The sequence below is a fragment of the Bacillus sp. S2(2024) genome (assembly GCF_050474045.1).
Classification (GTDB): domain Bacteria; phylum Bacillota; class Bacilli; order Bacillales; family Bacillaceae_G; genus Bacillus_A; species Bacillus_A yunxiaonensis.
On sequence record NZ_JBFLUS010000003.1, the window covers coordinates 253,475 to 270,995 of the forward strand.

A 17,521-nucleotide genomic window follows, 5' to 3' on the forward strand; every position below is an offset into this window, starting at 1 on the left:
GTCATTTTGAAAAAAGATTGATTAAAACGGTGTCTTTCTTTTCACTAAAATACAATTTTTTATAATAGAGTTTGAATCAAAGGCATTCACTCTTATCCATTTATAATCACTCCACCGTTTACATGAAGAATTTGTCCTGTCACATATGAGGAGTCGTCCGACGCCAAATAAACATAGGAAGGTGCCAGTTCAAAAGGTTGTGCAGTACGTTTCATTGGCGTAGTGCTTCCAAGTGTTGCATAAAGTTCCGGCGGAGCGCTTGAAGGGATAAGAGGGGTCCATACAGGCCCTGGAGCAACGCCATTGACCCGGATTCCTTGATTAATGACTGATAATGCTAACGAGCGGGTAAATGCAACGACAGCTCCCTTGGAAGCGGCATAATCAATGGCGGGATCAAGTCCGTTGTATGCGGCGAGTGAAGCCGTATTGATAATAGAGCTTCCATTTTTTAAATAGGGCATGGCTGCTTGTGTTAAATAAAAATATGAAAAAATGTTTGTTTTAAAAGTACGTTCGAGCTGCATTGCTGAAATGTCGCTGATACTTGCTTGTGTATGTGCTTCTCCCGCATTATTGACCAGGATTTCAAGGTGGCCAAATACTTCCATTGTCTTTTTAACGACAGAATGACAAAACCCAATATCCCCAATATCACCTGCGATTGTCAAGCATTGTCTGCCCAATTGGTTCACTCTGTCTTTTGTTTCGGATGCATCCCCATGCTCATTTAAATAAACAATTACAATATCCGCCCCTTCTTTTGCGAAAGCAATGGAGACAGCCCGGCCGATACCGCTGTCTCCCCCAGTAATGATGGAGACTTTGTTCAATAATTTGTTGCTTCCAGAATAATTAGGGTTTTCGGAGAGAGGTCTTGGAATCATCAAAGATTCAATACCCGGCTGCTGAGGTTGGTACTGCGGGGGAAATTCGATTGGAACTGTATCGCACTGTTCTACAAACCCAAAATGCTTAGACATAATAAGCCAGCCCCCTTCGGTTATATGTGATTTAGCATATTCTTCAAAAGATTATAGGTGCATGCCCATTCCCTATCTGCGTAAACACAAAGTTGGACATCATTAGGCACTTCCATTTCAGTTGTGATTTAGGCTGATATTTAGGGTGTTAAATGAAAAATCCAGAAAAAAACAGGGGATTTATGTTAAATTATAAGGGGAATGACAAAATTCTTTACTTGTTTAAGAAAAGAACAGTATTGATTTATATATATATTATTAGAGGTGGAATTATGGATAATACTTATAAAATAGCTGTAATTGGTGGTACTGGTAAGGTAGGACGCTATATAGCTTCAGAAGCGTTAAAAAATGGCTACCAAGTTCGTATGCTTGTTAGAAATCCAAAAAAAATTAAAATATAGCGATTATAGAAGTAAGAACAGTCAAAGAAAGTCTTACTGATATGCCTGGAACAATGATTTCAAACAAAGAAATAGCAAGTTTTATAATTAGTCAGATTCATAACAAAGCGTATATTCATAAAACACCTTTTATTGCGATTTAACATAGAACTATCCTTATGTGACAATAGGGGACTTTAATGGCATAACATTATAAAAAAGAAAGCTCAGAGCATAAAAAATTCTGAGTTTTTTGTATGCCATTTACTATATGAATTAATTTGTGAATTCAACTGTTATTTCTTTTGTTATTTGCATGATAAATATTATTTAGAAATTACTGTAAATAAAAGGGGGATGTGATAATCTTATAAGGAGTGCTTTGTTAAGGAGTGGGAGCTTGCCGTATGTCGTACATATTTTAAGTATTTTCATGATTTTTGTAGGAGGAATCAGTTTATATCGCTCTCTTAAATATAAAGGGCATGGAGCTTATTTTAAAGTGAAAAAATTGAAAATTCCGTTATGGATCATTACATTAGGCGTTTCACTATTTGTTATGAGCATGGGTATTTATGCACTAATATTAGAGGGGAAATGGTAAGGAATATAGGAATGGAGTATATCACTATGTAAGTTTAAATCTAAGTGAATTGTAATAAATTTGTTTACTTGTATAGTTATAGTCTTTCATTACTTGGATTGAGAAGGAGTAGAACGTTCTGCTTCTTTTTTTATTTTATAGCAGTGATTCTACGATTTATGGCGAATTACGTAGAGAGGAAAGGAGTGGTCATATGGAAATAGTAGTTGAACGAGTATTTACAAAAGAAATTTTACAAGAAGGGGCAAAACGCTTCGGTGTAACTGTTACGGAAGAACCGCTTGGAGACTTTGAAAATTATATTTTTCGTGCGGAGGGAGAAGGAAGTACATCATATGTGCTTCGTTTGACACATTCATCTCATCGTACATATAAACAAATTGAGGCCGAATTAGAATTCTTGGCATACCTTGGGGCAAACGGTGCAAAAGTGGCGGCGCCGCATCGCTCACAGAACAATATATTTGTAGAAAGTTTACAAGCGACAGATGGAACATTTTTTTATGCTTCTCTTTTTGATTATGCAAAAGGAGAAAGGGCGAAAGATAATGATCCCGACATTTGGAATGATAAGCTCTTTTATGCTTGGGGGAAAGCAATTGGTCAGTTACATCGCCTTACAATGCATTATCCGAAAACAGAGAATCGTGTTACATGGATGGATGATGAGATTACGATTATTGATATGTTAAAAAAAGATAATGAACTGCAGCAAATCGCCTATGAAATTGTAGCAGAAATTAAGGATTTACCTTCTACAAGTCGTACATTCGGACTCATTCATGGAGATATTCATCACGGGAATTTTCACTATGAAAATGGAGAGTTAACAATCTTTGACTTTGATGATGCAACGTATAATTATTTTGTCCATGACATTGCAATGGTTTTATATTATTCAGTTTTACGAAAAGATTGGTCAGAGGAAGAAAGGGCAGCTTTTACACGTCACCAGTTGCAAGTATTGCGAGAAGGGTATGAGACAGAGCATATTCTTGATGATTCCGTATATGATACGATACCACTTTTCATGCGCCTTCGAGATGTTACTTTATATGGAACAATCATGAAAAAGTTTAACGGTAAGGAAATGCCAGAGCATTTTCAAACATTAACAAGAGCTATTCATCAAAGAATTCTTGCAAGAAAATCAATTATTGAATGTTAAGAGAAAAGGCTGACCAAAAACACCCTCTAGGGAGTCATGGTCAGTTTTTTTTCTAGGTTAGTTTGGGTATATAGATTATATTAGATAATCGCTGTTTTGTTCGTTACTAATAAAGTGAATCTTCCATCAGTGGGGTCTTATTTCCTGAAAGTATGGGATAAACACATTTTGCGTTTTTATACAAAAATGTGTTTATTTTCTCAAAATAATGTTGTATTGCATAAGGTGTATATTTTATACTTTTTATATATTCCGAAAATTCTAATTTATAAAGGAGGAGGATTTGTGGAGACTTTTGTAAATTGGTTAAATGGTATTGTATGGAGCCCTGCACTTGTTTATTTATGTTTAGGAGTAGGTCTATATTTTTCAATTCGAACGAGATTTTTACAAGTTAGACATGTGGGCGAGATGGTAAGGCTTACATTTCAAGGAGAGAAATCAGAAGCCGGTGTTTCTTCGTTTCAGGCGCTAGCACTTTCTTTATCAGGGCGCGTTGGGACAGGGAATATTGCTGGAGTAGCTACAGCAATCGCTTTTGGAGGACCTGGAGCGGTCTTTTGGATGTGGCTTGTAGCCTTTTTGGGAGCAGGTTCTGCTTATGTAGAATCAGCACTTGCACAAATTTATAAGACGAAGTACAAAGGACAATTTCGTGGTGGTCCGGCGTATTACATTGAAAAAGGACTAGGAATTAAATGGTATGCAATTGTCTTCGTTATGGCAACAATTCTTGCAACAGGAATGTTACTTCCAGGAGTTCAAGCGAACAGTATTGCAATAAGCCTGGAAACAGCTTTTGGTATTAATACGTCTGTATCAGGAGCAGTACTAGTTGTTGTACTAGGCCTTATTATTTTTGGTGGTGTAAAACGCATTGTGAATGTAGCGCAAGTTGTTGTACCGTTTATGGCAGTTGGTTATATTCTTGTTGCTTGTTTAATTGTTTTTATGAATATTGATAAGTTGCCAGATGCTTTCATGCTTATTATAAAAAGTGCATTTGCGCTAGAAGCTGCATTTGGAGGAATTATCGGTTTAGCAATTTCTTGGGGCGTAAAACGCGGTATCTATTCAAATGAAGCTGGCCAAGGAACAGGACCGCATGCGGCTGCTGCAGCGGAAGTATCTCATCCGGCAAAACAAGGACTTGTACAAGCATTTTCTGTTTACATTGACACATTATTTGTGTGCTCTGCAACAGCATTCATGATGATTATTACAGGGATGTATAATGTGTTTGATGCAAGTGGAAAAGGGTTTCTTGTTAATAATTTGAACGGTGCGGAACCGGGACCTGGTTATACGCAAGCTGCTGTTGAATCCGTATTCCCTGGTTTTGGAAATGTTTTTGTTGCTATTTCTCTCTTTTTCTTTGCTTTCACAACCATTATGGCATACTACTACATTGCAGAAACGAATATTGCCTATTTAAATCGAGAAAAAGATCGTCCCTGGATGATACTTATACTAAAGTTTATATTCTTAGCAACTGTATTTTATGGCTGTGTGAAAACGGCAGCAACAGCGTGGGCGCTTGGGGATATCGGTGTTGGCATTATGGCTTGGATAAATATTATTGCGATTCTATTTTTGCAAAAGCCGGCGCTTTTAGCATTGAAAGACTATGAGAAACAGAAGAAGGAAGGGAAAGATCCTGTATTTAATCCTCAAGAACTTGGTATTAAAAATGCCGATTTTTGGGAGCATGAATATAGAAAAGATAAACAAGAAGAGGTTTCGTAAAAAGATGAAAGTGAAAGAAGCAAAGAGAGCGATTTCTTTGCTTCTTTTTTATGCCTAAAAGATTACTAGTTATTTTTTTAGATGTTTTCGAATATAAAAAACTATACAAGCTTTTTGAGTTGTAAAGGAGGGGAGTAGATTGATTGTTTTTCGCGATGTTAACAAATATTACGGCAGCTTTCAGGTTTTAAAAGATATTAATTTACAAATTGAAAAAGGGGAAGTTGCCGTAGTCGTTGGCCCATCGGGGTCAGGGAAAAGTACGTTGCTGCGCTGCATAAATCGACTAGAGATGATTACTGATGGTGAATTGTTTGTGAATGGTGTAAACATATATGGTGTAAAGAAAGATATAAATCAATTAAGACGAAGCATCGGTATGGTATTTCAACATTTTTATTTATATCCTCATAAAACGGTGCTTCAAAATATTACACTTGCCCCGATAAAAGTACTCAAAAAGTCGAAAGAAGAAGCAGAAAAAATTGCTATGTTTTATTTAGAAAAAGTAGGAATTACAGATAAAGTAAATGCTTATCCGCACCAGCTATCAGGCGGACAGCAACAGCGCGTTGCCATTGCGAGGGGGCTAGCGATGAAGCCGGAAATTATGCTGTTTGATGAACCAACTTCTGCGCTTGATCCTGAAATGATTGGCGAGGTACTCGACGTTATGAAAACATTAGCAAAAGAAGGCATGACGATGGTTGTTGTTACACATGAGATGGGATTTGCCAGTGAGGTAGCTGATCGTATTTTATTTATGGACAAGGGTCAAATTGTGGAAGAAGCAGCACCTGCTGATTTCTTTGCGAATCCAAAGCAAGAACGAGCCCGATTATTTTTAAGTCGTGTGCTTAATCGTTAAGGGAGGAATTAGATGATTAAAATGAAAAAGTGGTTCACGCTTATTGTTTGTGCGTGTTTATTTATACTGATTTTAGCTGGGTGTGGAAATAAGAAAGAGGAAACGAAAGAAGCTGTAAAAAATGAGAAAGAAACCGTTATTGATCAAATTAAGAAACGTGGAAAATTAGTTGTCGGTGTGAAGTATGATACGAATCTATTTGGATTAAAGAATCCGGCAACGGGAAAGGTAGAAGGATTTGATATTGATATTGCAAAAGCACTTGCGAAAAAAATTTTAGGCGATGAGAATAAATTAGAATTAAAAGAAGTTACTTCTAAAACGCGCATTCCAATGCTGAAAAACGGTGATATTGACTTAATTATTGCGACAATGACGATAACCGAGGAACGTAAAAAAGAAGTTAATTTCTCAGATGTGTATTTTAAAGCTGGGCAATCTTTACTTGTAAAAAAAGGAAGTGGAATTAAGGATATAGCTGATGTGAAAAAAGGGGTAAAAGTGTTGGCTGTAAAAGGCTCTACTTCTACGAACAATATTCGTGCCAAAGCACCGGAAGCGACTGTACTTGAATTTGAAAATTACAGCGAAGCATTTACGGCATTGAAGGCAGGACAAGGTGATGTTTTAACAACAGATAATGCCATTTTATATGGTATGGAAAAGCAAGATGCAAACTATGAAGTAGTTGGAAAAAAATTCACGGACGAACCGTATGGCATTGCGGTGAGAAAAGGCGAAACAGAGCTTACGAAAGTAATTAATGAGTTGCTAAAAGAGATGCAAGTAAGTGGAGAATACGATAAATTGTATGAAAAGTGGATTGGGAAAAAGCCTGAATAAAACTACAAAATATAGGATAACAAGAGGATGAGAAATAATCATCCTCTTGTTATGAAGAAAGAGGGGAGAGTTTGTGCCCGATTTTTCTATTCTCTCAAATAATCTAGATTTGTATTTAGAGGGATTCAAATATACGGTGATGTCTAGTCTTACTGCGTTAATTGGTAGTTTTATTGTTGGTATCATAATCGCAGTGATGCGAATTGCACCAATTCGGATTCTAAATTGGCTTGGTGCAGCATATGTAGAGTTTATTCGGAATATCCCTTTAGTTTTAATTGCATTTGCTTTTTATTTTGCTTTTCCGGTAATTGGCATTACATTAAGTGGCTTTGTTGCTGGTACAACTGCACTTACTATATATACAGCGGCTTTTATTACAGAGGCAATTCGGGCGGGAATTTTATCAGTTCCGAAAGGGCAGATGGAAGCAGCGCGTTCTTCTGGCTTAACGTATGTGCAAGCGATGTATCATATCATTTTGCCGCAAGCGATAAAAATTGTGATTCCGCCGCTAGGCAATCAATTTCTAAATTTAGTGAAAAACTCTTCTATACTAGGTATTATCGCTGGGGCGGATTTAATGTACCAAGGTGATTTAATCTCTACAAGAACATTTGTCACATTTGATGTATATATATTTGTTGGTATGTTTTATTTACTTTTAACTGTTCCGCTTAGCGTGGGTGTTCGATACTTAGAGAAACGCTTGGCGAAGGGAGCTGTGTAAATGGATTTTCGAGGTGCTTATACAGGGGATCATATTATCTTTTTACTAAAAGGATTACTTGTTACGTTAGAAATTGCTCTTATAGCAATCTTTCTTAGTTTTGTAATTGGTAGTGTAATTGGTACGTTACGATATACGAAAATGCCTGTTGTATCAGCAATACTTGCCTGTATTGTTGAAATCATTCGTAATTTACCGTTGTTATTAATTATTTTCTTTACATATTTTGCGCTTCCAGAAGCTGGATTGAAATTAGAGATTACAACAGCGGCCATTGTGGCTTTGACGATATTTGAAGCAGCGATGATATCAGAAATTATTCGCAGTGGTTTATTATCAATTGAGAAGGGACAAATTGAAGCAGCGCGTGCCTCTGGACTATCGTATGTACAGACGCTTCAGCATATTATTTTACCGCAAGCACTGCGGCGTATGGTGCCGCCGCTAGTCAGTCAATTTATATCCCTTTTAAAAGATACATCGTTGGCGGTCGTAATTTCATTGCCAGAATTAATGCATAATGCTCAAATTATTAATGGTCAAAATGTAAACTATATGATTCCAATGTTTCTTCTCGTTGCATGTATGTATTTCATTGTAAATTATAGCTTGTCGATTTTTTCAAGACGTTTAGAAAGCAGATAACTCTTGCATTTTTTTTATGCAAGAGTTATTTTTTTAGAAAAGTTTTAATTTTATATAGAAATTGTAAACGCTTTATTGTATATTTTATATTATCAGAAATTTTAAAATACAAAGAGCGTTTAGGGGAGGAAGAAGATGAGTCAGACAACGAATGAGCAATTACATCGTACAATGAAAAGTAGACACTTATTTATGATTGCACTCGGAGGAGTAATCGGAACAGGTTTCTTTCTCGGATCAGGATATACAATTCATGAAGCAGGACCAGGGGGAGCAATTCTTTCTTATTTAGTCGGCGGTTTTATTATGTATTTAACGATGCTTTGTCTTGGTGAACTAACAGTTGCAATGCCTGTTTCTGGATCGTTTCAAAAGTACGCGACGAAATTTATCGGACCTGGAACAGGATTTATGATTGGCTGGTTGTATTGGCTTGGCTGGGCTGTAACGGTTGGTTTAGAGTTAACGTCAATTGGTTTAATGATGAAAAGATGGTTTCCGGATGTTAATGTTTGGGTATGGTGCCTTGTGTTCGGTAGTCTTTTATTCATTTCAAATGCAGTATCAGCAAAAAGCTATGCAGAATTAGAGTTTTGGTTTTCAAGTATTAAAGTAGTTACTATTATTGCATTTATACTTCTTGGTGGAAGCGTATTGCTTGGATTTTTACCATACGATGGAAAAGCAGCAGCACCGCTATTTTCTAACTTTGTACAAGATGGCGGATTATTTCCACACGGAATTGGAGCGGTATTATTGACAATGATTACTGTAAACTTCTCTTTCCAAGGAACAGAGTTAATTGGAATTGCAGCAGGTGAAAGTAAGGAACCAGAAAAAACTATTCCACGTGCAATTCGTAATACAGTATGGCGTATTATGTTATTCTTCGTTTTAACAATGACGATTTTAGTAGGACTGATTGATTGGAAAGAAGCAGGAGTTATTGAAAGCCCGTTTGTTGTTGTATTTGATAAAATCGGTATTCCTTATGCAGCGGATATTATGAACTTTGTTATTATTACTGCTTTATTATCTGTAGCAAACTCTGGTTTATATGCAGCAACACGTATTTTATGGTCATTAGCAAATGAAGGTATGGCACCAACTTCCTTTAAGAAGTTGAATAAAAGAGGTATACCTGTTACGGCATTAGTTATAACGGTAGCTGTTGCAGCACTATCATTATTAACAAGTGTATTCGCGGAGAGTACAGTATACATGTATTTACTATCTGTTGCAGGTTTATCAGCGGTAGCGAGTTGGGTTGTTATCGCATTTTCACAAATTCGATTTAGACAACAACATTTAAAGAATGGTGGTAAGCTGGAAGATTTAAAATATAAGACACCATTATATCCAATTGTTCCAATTGCCGCGCTTATTTTAAATAGCGTTGTTGTTATTAGTTTAGCTTTTATCCCAGAACAGCGTATGGCACTATATTGCGGCATCCCATTTATCATTTTTTGCTACGTATATTATTATATAAGTAAAAAGCGAAAGCAAAAGGTGCAAGCAGAGATGGGGAATGCATATGAAACTGACAGTCAAGCACAATGAAATAACAACTGATCTTCCGTATGGTGAATTGCAAATCGGAAAAGAAAATGGGTATACGCCATTAAATCTTCTTATTGCTTCGATTGCAGGATGCAGTGCAATTGTGCTTCGAACGATTTTAGAAAAAAAACGTATTACGTATAATGAGTTTACAATTGCAACTGAAATTGTAAGAAGTGAAGTTTTGCCAAAACCAGTGGAGAGCATCCATTTACACTATACAATAAAGGCGGAAGGAATCACGCAAGAGCAGTTAGAAAAGGCGTTAGAGCTTGCTGTGAAGAATTGTACAATTGTTCAATCTGTGAAGGATAGTATTAAAATTACTGAAACAATTGAATTGATTTTATAAAAGAGAGAAGACTACCATTGCTATGGTTTGTATACATAGTAATGGTAGTTTTTTGTTTTAGTAAAAGCATTCTAAACTTCGTAATCTTTTCTATTAACTTTACCAAAAAGTTGCAAACATTTTTTTGAAATGAAATGATTGACATTATTAGTTATAGGGGTTAATATTTGAAAGTGTTAAATATTTAAAGTCATTAAATATTTTATTGTTTAAATAAGAGGTGGAACAAATGCAAAATGATATAACTCATATTGATAAAATTCAAGCTCTTACATTTTCTATTACAAAGAAAATGCAAACGGAGTTATTAGAGCAATTGCAATCATCTGGACTAACACCACCGCAATTTTATATTTTAAAAATTTTAAGTCATCACGGCACAGCAAGAGCGACAGAATTAGCAAAAATAATGTATGTGAAACCAAGTGCAATCACAGTGATGATTGATCGGTTAGTCGATCAAGAATTGGTTTTACGTTATCATGATAAAAATGATCGCCGCGTTGTCGTAATTGAGTTAACTGCGAAGGGGAAAGATGTATTAGAAGAGGCAATGACTGCTAGGAATCAACATATTGCAAAATATTTTTCACAATTAGAAGTACAAGAGAGAGAAGATTTACTTCGTTTGTTTGAAAAACTAGAAGCAATTATTTGCCAAACATCAGAGAAGAAAGAGAGAAAATAAAGAGAATCGAGGAGATTACATGGAACAACAAGCAAATCAAAATAGAACATTGTTGTTAATTGGTTTAGTTATCGCGATGTTATTTGCTGCATTAGACGGAACAATTGTCGGTACAGCAATGCCGCGTATTGTCGGTGAACTTGGCGGATTAAGTTTAATGACATGGTTAACAACAGCATATTTGTTAACATCAACAACGGTTGTACCGATTGCTGGTAAATTAGCAGACTTGTTAGGTCGCCGTAATGTATATATGACAGGATTAATCATCTTCATGGTTGGTTCTGCACTTTGTGGTATGGCAAATGGCATGACAGAATTAATTATTTTCCGTGGTATTCAAGGGCTAGGCGGCGGTATTATGATGCCGATGGCTATGATTATCATTGGGGATATGTTTACAGGGAAAGAACGTGCGAAATGGCAAGGGATTTTTGGAGCACTTTATGGTCTTGCTTCTGTCGTTGGTCCACAAATTGGCGGTTGGATTGTTGATTCAATGAACTGGAGATGGGTGTTCTACATTAACTTACCAGTTGGGATTTTAGCGACAATCTTTATTGCAATGGGCTTAAAAGGTAAGAAACAGACTGGTCCAATTCAAATTGACATCGCGGGTATTTTCACTATGATTCTCGGTGTTGTGAGCTTATTATTAGCATTAACATTTGGCGGAAAAGACTACGCTTGGGGTTCTTGGCAAATCATTGGATTATTTGCGCTTGCAGCTATTGGTCTGGTAAGCTTTGTCATTGTTGAGAAAAAAGCGAAAGAGCCGATTTTACCTATCCATTTCTTTAAAAATCGTACATTTACATTATTAAATGCAATTGGTTTCTTTATGAGTGTTGGAATGTTTGGAGCAATTACGTTTGTTCCATTCTTTATGCAAGGTATTGTCGGTGTAAGTGCTGCTCAATCTGGAACGATTATGACGCCAATGATGATCACGATGATTATCACAAGTATTATTGGTGGGCAGCTTGTGTTAAAAGTTGGAGTAAAGCCGCAAATTATTACTGGTATGCTGATTATGGCTGGTGGATTCGGGCTTTTAACGACAATGGATATGCATACAAGTAAACTTGTCGCATCGTCATATATGATGGTTATTGGTTTAGGAATGGGTCTTGTAATGCCAACTTTAACATTAGCGTTACAAGAAAGCTTCCCGAAAAAAGATCTTGGAGTTGTAACTTCATCAAGTCAATTCTTCCGTCAAATCGGTGGTACATTTGGAATTACGATTTTAGGTTCCATTATGAATAACACATCTGGTACAGTATTAACAGAGAAGTTAGTACCTGTACTGAATACATTCCCGCCACAAGCAGGAGAAATGGTGACGAAGTTTAAAGATATGATTCATACAAATCCACAAGGGCTGTACTCAATGTTATTTAGTCCGGAAACATTGAAGCAAATGCCAGAAGCAATTGCAAACAGCATTGTACCTGTATTGAAGACATCATTATTAGATTCTCTTCAACATGTATTTATGACTGGATTAGTGTTCATTATAGTTGGTGCCGTATTTACACTTTTCTTGACGAAAATTAAGCTTTCTGGTCGTAAAAAGGGAACAGAAGAGCAAAAGAATGAAACAGAAGAGCAAAAGAATGAAACAGAAGAGAAAGATGCAAGTGTATCTTATTCATAATAGGGAAGAGCATCGCCTATAATGGCGATGCTCTTTGTATTTTTACATATATTTAATCGCGTCTTTTTACTTATAAACAATTGACGGATTTTACTGAATACGTTATATTATTTGTGTAAACGGTTACATAGGATGGAGATGGAAAAGAATGAGTACAATAAAAGACGTCGCCAAATTAGCAGAGGTATCCGTTGCTACTGTTTCTAGAGTATTAAATCAGAATGGCTATGTGCATGAAGATACGCTCAAAAAAGTAAAGCGAGCAATTGAGTTATTAGATTATAGGCCAAGTACGGTGGCACGTTCTCTATATAATAAAAGTTCTCGTCTAATTGGATTAGTTGTCCCAAACATCGTAAATCCATTCTTTCCAGAGATAGCTCGGGCAGTAGAAGACGTAGCTCATAAACAAGGTTATACGGTTGTGCTATGTAATTCTGATGAAAGTTTAGAAAAAGAAAAACAATACATTGATGTGCTTATACAAAATAATGTCGATGGCTTTATTGTCGCAACAATTCCGCAAAACAGTAGTAATTACATGAATTTACAAGTGCCGGTTATAGCAATTGACCGCATGTTTCATGAACGTATTCCAACAGTATATGCCGATAACTATGCTGGAAGTAAACAAGCGACAGAGCTTCTATTAGCAAAAGGATGTCAAGCGATTGCACATATTCGTGGACCTCGAAATCTTAGTACTGCAAACGAGCGTTTTCAAGGGTTTATCGATGTTGTCACGAAACAAAATGTTTCTTACGTTATTGCAGAAAGTGAATTTCATCCTATGAAAAGCGAATATGTTGCTTCTAAACTACTTGAGAAGCATCCGTATATTGATGGTATTGTAGCAGGAAATGATTTGATTGCATTAGGTGCAGTAAAAGCTGCATTGCAACAGGGAATATCTATTCCAGATGAATTACAAATTATCGGATTTGATGGAATTTCTTTAGCTGAAATGATGTATCCAGCTATCACAACAGTTGCACAGCCTATTTATGAGATGGGTAAAATAGCAACGCAGTTATTAATTGAGAAAATAGAAGGACGTCAATTAAAGGAAGAGCATCATCGTTTAGCAATTACAATTATAGAGCGAAATACAACGAAGTAAGGGGAGAAAAAGATTGGCGAATATTGCGGTAATCGGCAGTATTTCCGTGGATTTAGTTGCCATTTCAAAAAAGCGCCCCAAAGCTGGTGAAACAGTAATTGGAGAAGCATTTCATACTGTTCCAGGTGGAAAGGGTGCAAACCAAGCTGTAGCTGCAGCGCGTTTAGGCGCGAATGTTGCGATGGTTGGAGCGATTGGAAATGATAATTACGGAAAGTTTGTTCGAAAAAATTTAGAGAATGAACGCATTTTTATTGATTTTGTGGAAACGATTACACTTGAAACAACAGGAATTGCCCATATTGTATTGGCTGAAGAAGATAATAGTATCATTGTTGTACAAGGTGCAAATCGTCTTGTGAGTGAGCAACTTGTAAATCATGCAAAAGATCTTCTTACGAAAGCGGATATGGTTGTTTTGCAGCTAGAGATTCCACTCGAAACAGTAAAGTATGTACTAAAAATTTGTGAAGAACATCAAATTCCAGTAATTTTAAATCCAGCTCCAGCACAAGTACTGCCAGAGGAAGTCCTGCAAAAGGCAACGTACATTACGCCAAATGAACATGAATGCCGAATTGTTTTAGATGATTTCACGTCACCAATTGAATCGTTGCTTGCAAAATATCCAAATAAACTGTTAATGACAGAAGGTAAAAACGGTGTTCGATTCCATAATGGAAAAGAGATTGTTCATATACCAAGTATTTCTGTAGAAGTCGTCGATACGACAGGAGCTGGAGATACATTTAACGGTGCATTAGCAGTTGCGATTGCAGAAGGAGAAGAACTGAAAAAAGCAATTCATTTTGCAAACATTGCAGCAGGGCTTTCTGTAACAAAATTAGGAGCTCAAGGTGGAATGCCATCACGAGATAAAGTACGAGAAGTGCAGATGATTGTAGGATGGTGAAGTTTTAATTAGCGTGTATTGAACTGTCAAATACATTTAAAATTATGACTTTTAGCGTAATTTTAACTTAGAGGTATTGACTTATTAGTAGGTTCTATTTTAGCATTACTACATACACTTATTGTTGGTATGAATTCATTCTTTGCAATAGGAGTGGGATTGCTTGCCGTTCTTATAATGGGAATTATAAACGGTGTCATCATTGAGAAAGGGGAAGCAGCAACTTTTATCAACAATGATGTTTTTAGGGGCTTTACACTCGTTTTTATGGACAGACGTCTGATCACTGATCTTAATTATTGCTTTAATATTTCTGTATGTGATATAACGGAGATAACTGCTGTTGCTATACAATACTTGATTTTAAAGAAAAACAACGTATTGGTTGGCATGAAGAAGCAGAGGTGTGGCGTTACATAAATAGTAGTTGATGTACAAAATGATGCAGAAAATGTCATTCAAAAAAGCGTATATGTAACCGGTATCATCTTTACAGATTCCAAAGTAGTTGCGTCAGCGGTAAGTGTGGAAAAAGAAAAAAGCGAAGAAAAAAAGTAAAAAAATTATTTTGGTTGAATTAGGCCTTATTAAGCAAAAATAAACATATACTTGAATTTAGAAAGGAAGAAAAACATGAAATTTTTTATTGATACAGCAAACATTGATGAAATTAAAGAGGCAAATGCTCTTGGCGTATTAGCAGGTGTAACAACGAATCCATCTCTTGTTGCAAAAGAAGGCGTAGATTTTCATGAGCGCATTCGTGAAATTTGCAGCGTTGTAGAAGGACCTGTAAGTGCAGAAGTTATTAGCTTAGAAGCAGATAAAATGATTGAAGAAGGAAAAGAGTTAGCAAAAATTGCACCTAACGTTGTTGTAAAAGTACCGATGACAACAGAAGGTTTAAAAGCTGTAAAAGCATTTGCTGATTTAGGCATTCGTACAAATGTAACATTAGTGTTCTCAGCTGTACAAGCATTAATGGCTGCACGTTCTGGTGCAACATATGTATCACCATTTTTAGGTCGCCTAGATGATATTGGTCATAACGGTATGGACTTAATTCGTCAAATTGCTGATATCTTTGCCATTCATGACATTAAAACAGAAATTATTGCAGCATCTGTTCGCCACTCTGTACACGTAACAGACGCAGCATTAAATGGTGCGCACATTGCAACAATTCCAGCAAATGTTATTGCTTCATTAGTGAAACATCCATTAACAGATCAAGGAATTGAAAAGTTTTTAGCAGATTGGGAAAAAACACAAGGGAAATAATTTTTTATGAGGCGGTTCAACTTTCGAGTTGAATCGCTCTTTTTTTATAAAGCTACATTTATTGTATATTTTGGAGTTACTTTACGTTTACTTCATAAATGAATTCTTACTTTGTATTTTTATTTTTAAAAGGTATGTAGGTTAAAATTAAGCATGCAAAACATATGACAAAAATGGTAAGTTGCGTCATTTTATCTCCACCTCTCATTTTTTTCCATACCTAATTAAGTATAGCAGAAACGAATTCTAAAGGTAGCTGTATTATGTGTAAACGTACAATTTTCCCGAAATGAATATTTTTAAAGAATTTTAAAAGGAGATACCAGGTTTTAAATAGTATCTCCTTTGTGTTTTTAAGAGAAAAATTAAATGACTTTATTATTTCTACATATGGGAGTGTGCTTCTGGATGATAGAAGATTATGTTTTTGAGTGAATGTATTACTAATTTATCGAGTTGTGTAGATAGAAAAAATATTTCCGGGGGAATTGTCGAAAGATAGTTGGTATTTTTACACGGTCTTTTGTCAGTGCTTCCGTTTTACGATGGATTGTATGGACATTCTTTTTAAAATAAAAAAACAATGATGGGGTCTATCCCATCATTGTTTTTTTGAATCTTCCTCTTACATAAATCATCGAAGCGAATGTAAGCAAGAAAGCTGTTCCAATTACAAAACTTACGCTTGGTGATGCGCCAATTGCTCCAACTGTAAATGATCCGCCAACGACACCGAGTGAGAAGAACGCATAGAATAATCCGAATGCCTTTCCGCGATTATCTTCTGTTGTATTTTCAACAAGTAAGGCATTAATAGAAGGAAAGAGAATTGCAAATCCAATTCCGTAAATGATCATAACAATAAAGAGCATGCCTTTTGTTGTAAATATACCAAGTAAGGATAATGCAAATGCCATAACTGTAATACCAATGACCATCATTTTTTGACGGTTAAAGTAATCGTATATACGGTTTGTTGGCAGTAAGAAGAAAAGAATTGCGGTGATTCCAAAGACACTAAGCATCATTCCTGTTAAGGATGCTTTAAGTCCTAAAGCTTCTATTTTCATAGGTAACATATAGGTGACAATTCCTTGCGAGAACATTAACGTAAAGGCACCGATGTATGCTTGTAATAACGGTTCAGATTTTAATAATCCAAGCATATCTTCTTTGTTCATCATTTGTGTCCGTAATGTATTTGTTTTTGTTATATGATTTGGCAACAAGAAGAGCGAGACAATTGTACCAAGTATCATTAAGATAGAAATTGTAATAAAGACCCAATGTATGCCCGCGGTTGCTTTCATAATCCCACTGAAAGCAGGACCGACGATAGCTGCTGTTCCAACAGCTGCACCAGATAAAGCCATTGCTTTTCCTTGTTTTGTTGCTTTTGTTTGTTTTGATAAGAAAGTAAAGGCAGCTGGTATTAAGAAGCCGTCACTAAATCCGTGTAGAAAACGAACGATAATAAGTTGTTCGCCGTTTTGGACAACCGTATACAATAAGACTATGAGACTCGTAATTGCCATGCTAATAGAAAGAACTTTTTTGGCTCCATATTTATCAACAGACGCACCTGCGATGATATTGCCGATCATATTTGCAAATGAGTACATTCCAACGACAAGGCCAATAATTAGAGGTGTTCCTCCCAGGCTTTGTGCGTATGTACTCATAATTGGTAATTGTGAAAATGTATCTAAAAATGCAATGATAACAATAAAATAAATAAAGTATTTCAACCTTTTTCACCTCTCCTTTGCTATTATGGCATAATGCTATTTTTCTCTGCAATGAAATTAAATTGTTATGTGTGGAAATTTGTATACTTTGTTAAAGGTTAGTGAAATGTAGAGTGTTTTATAGATCTTTACGAAAATTCAGGAAAATCATAACGGATTAGTTTTTGTAATATTTACATTATTTTATCGATTATCTTATATAAGATTAATATTTTTCCATTATAGT

At 35.9% G+C, this 17,521-nt stretch carries 18 protein-coding genes; 16 read left to right on the forward strand and 2 right to left on the reverse strand.

The window, feature by feature from the left end:
• Positions 1-92 precede the first annotated feature (92 nt).
• Entirely contained in the window at positions 93-983 is an 891-nt protein-coding gene (locus AB1284_RS01395; RefSeq protein WP_429752245.1) for an SDR family oxidoreductase, read from the reverse strand.
• Between the two features lie 152 nt (positions 984-1,135).
• Here AB1284_RS01395 and AB1284_RS01400 point away from each other — a divergent pair, with 152 nt between their 5' ends.
• The 16 genes from AB1284_RS01400 to fsa all read left to right on the forward strand — a co-directional run bounded on the left by AB1284_RS01400 (position 1,136) and on the right by fsa (position 15,547).
• Entirely contained in the window at positions 1,136-1,387 is a 252-nt protein-coding gene (locus tag AB1284_RS01400) for an NmrA family NAD(P)-binding protein (protein WP_429752243.1), read from the forward strand.
• Positions 1,388-1,766: 379 nt separating this feature from the next.
• A complete protein-coding gene (locus AB1284_RS01405) occupies positions 1,767-1,970 on the forward strand; it encodes a hypothetical protein (RefSeq protein ID WP_429752241.1) in 204 nt (67 codons plus the stop codon).
• Positions 1,971-2,163: 193 nt separating this feature from the next.
• Positions 2,164-3,138 carry a phosphotransferase enzyme family protein gene (locus tag AB1284_RS01410; RefSeq protein ID WP_429752239.1) on the forward strand — a complete coding sequence of 325 codons (975 nt, stop codon included), beginning with the start codon at positions 2,164-2,166 and terminating at the stop codon, positions 3,136-3,138.
• Positions 3,139-3,423: 285 nt separating this feature from the next.
• Positions 3,424-4,884, forward strand: a complete 1,461-nt coding sequence (locus AB1284_RS01415) for an alanine/glycine:cation symporter family protein (protein ID WP_429752237.1) — start codon at positions 3,424-3,426, stop codon at positions 4,882-4,884.
• 139 nt (positions 4,885-5,023) lie between these two features.
• Positions 5,024-5,752, forward strand: coding sequence for an amino acid ABC transporter ATP-binding protein (locus AB1284_RS01420; protein WP_429752235.1), 729 nt, complete (start codon positions 5,024-5,026; stop codon positions 5,750-5,752).
• Between the two features lie 12 nt (positions 5,753-5,764).
• Positions 5,765-6,595 (forward strand): glutamate ABC transporter substrate-binding protein, encoded by an 831-nt coding sequence (locus tag AB1284_RS01425; protein WP_429752233.1) that lies wholly within the window; start codon positions 5,765-5,767, stop codon positions 6,593-6,595.
• 73 nt (positions 6,596-6,668) lie between these two features.
• Positions 6,669-7,325: an amino acid ABC transporter permease gene (locus AB1284_RS01430; protein WP_429752231.1), complete on the forward strand. Its 657-nt coding sequence runs from the start codon at positions 6,669-6,671 to the stop codon at positions 7,323-7,325.
• Entirely contained in the window at positions 7,326-7,970 is a 645-nt protein-coding gene (locus AB1284_RS01435) for an amino acid ABC transporter permease (protein WP_429752229.1), read from the forward strand.
• Positions 7,971-8,105: 135 nt separating this feature from the next.
• A complete protein-coding gene (locus AB1284_RS01440) occupies positions 8,106-9,533 on the forward strand; it encodes an amino acid permease (protein ID WP_429752228.1) in 1,428 nt (475 codons plus the stop codon).
• Positions 9,508-9,885 carry an OsmC family protein gene (locus AB1284_RS01445; protein WP_429752226.1) on the forward strand — a complete coding sequence of 126 codons (378 nt, stop codon included), beginning with the start codon at positions 9,508-9,510 and terminating at the stop codon, positions 9,883-9,885. Before AB1284_RS01440 ends, AB1284_RS01445 begins: the two co-directional genes overlap by 26 nt.
• A 229-nt stretch (positions 9,886-10,114) precedes the next feature.
• Positions 10,115-10,573 (forward strand): MarR family winged helix-turn-helix transcriptional regulator, encoded by a 459-nt coding sequence (locus AB1284_RS01450; protein ID WP_429752224.1) that lies wholly within the window; start codon positions 10,115-10,117, stop codon positions 10,571-10,573.
• 19 nt (positions 10,574-10,592) lie between these two features.
• On the forward strand, positions 10,593-12,233 hold the full coding sequence (locus tag AB1284_RS01455; protein ID WP_429752222.1) for an MDR family MFS transporter: 1,641 nt from the start codon (positions 10,593-10,595) through the stop codon (positions 12,231-12,233).
• Between the two features lie 148 nt (positions 12,234-12,381).
• Positions 12,382-13,353 (forward strand): LacI family DNA-binding transcriptional regulator, encoded by a 972-nt coding sequence (locus tag AB1284_RS01460; protein WP_429752220.1) that lies wholly within the window; start codon positions 12,382-12,384, stop codon positions 13,351-13,353.
• Between the two features lie 13 nt (positions 13,354-13,366).
• A complete protein-coding gene (gene rbsK / locus AB1284_RS01465) occupies positions 13,367-14,266 on the forward strand; it encodes a ribokinase (RefSeq protein ID WP_429752218.1) in 900 nt (299 codons plus the stop codon).
• Positions 14,267-14,425: 159 nt separating this feature from the next.
• Positions 14,426-14,686, forward strand: coding sequence for a hypothetical protein (locus tag AB1284_RS01470; protein ID WP_429752216.1), 261 nt, complete (start codon positions 14,426-14,428; stop codon positions 14,684-14,686).
• Positions 14,687-14,899: 213 nt separating this feature from the next.
• On the forward strand, positions 14,900-15,547 hold the full coding sequence (fsa, locus tag AB1284_RS01475; protein WP_429752214.1) for a fructose-6-phosphate aldolase: 648 nt from the start codon (positions 14,900-14,902) through the stop codon (positions 15,545-15,547).
• Positions 15,548-16,140: 593 nt separating this feature from the next.
• Here the strand turns inward: fsa and AB1284_RS01480 are convergent.
• Positions 16,141-17,295 carry an MFS transporter gene (locus AB1284_RS01480; protein ID WP_429752212.1) on the reverse strand — a complete coding sequence of 385 codons (1,155 nt, stop codon included), beginning with the start codon at positions 17,293-17,295 and terminating at the stop codon, positions 16,141-16,143.
• Positions 17,296-17,521 lie beyond the last annotated feature (226 nt).

Excerpts from the sequence above, each read along its gene's own strand:
- AB1284_RS01395 (WP_429752245.1), bottom strand. The coding sequence starts at position 983 with ATGTCTAAGCATTTTGGGTTTGTAGAACAGTGCGATACAGTTCCAATC.
- AB1284_RS01400 (WP_429752243.1), top strand. The coding sequence starts at position 1,136 with ATGAAAAATCCAGAAAAAAACAGGGGATTTATGTTAAATTATAAGGGG.
- AB1284_RS01410 (WP_429752239.1), top strand. The coding sequence starts at position 2,164 with ATGGAAATAGTAGTTGAACGAGTATTTACAAAAGAAATTTTACAAGAA.
- AB1284_RS01425 (WP_429752233.1), top strand. The coding sequence starts at position 5,765 with ATGATTAAAATGAAAAAGTGGTTCACGCTTATTGTTTGTGCGTGTTTA.
- AB1284_RS01435 (WP_429752229.1), top strand. The coding sequence starts at position 7,326 with ATGGATTTTCGAGGTGCTTATACAGGGGATCATATTATCTTTTTACTA.
- AB1284_RS01440 (WP_429752228.1), top strand. The coding sequence starts at position 8,106 with ATGAGTCAGACAACGAATGAGCAATTACATCGTACAATGAAAAGTAGA.
- AB1284_RS01445 (WP_429752226.1), top strand. The coding sequence starts at position 9,508 with ATGAAACTGACAGTCAAGCACAATGAAATAACAACTGATCTTCCGTAT.
- AB1284_RS01450 (WP_429752224.1), top strand. The coding sequence starts at position 10,115 with ATGCAAAATGATATAACTCATATTGATAAAATTCAAGCTCTTACATTT.
- AB1284_RS01455 (WP_429752222.1), top strand. The coding sequence starts at position 10,593 with ATGGAACAACAAGCAAATCAAAATAGAACATTGTTGTTAATTGGTTTA.
- AB1284_RS01460 (WP_429752220.1), top strand. The coding sequence starts at position 12,382 with ATGAGTACAATAAAAGACGTCGCCAAATTAGCAGAGGTATCCGTTGCT.
- fsa (WP_429752214.1), top strand. The coding sequence starts at position 14,900 with ATGAAATTTTTTATTGATACAGCAAACATTGATGAAATTAAAGAGGCA.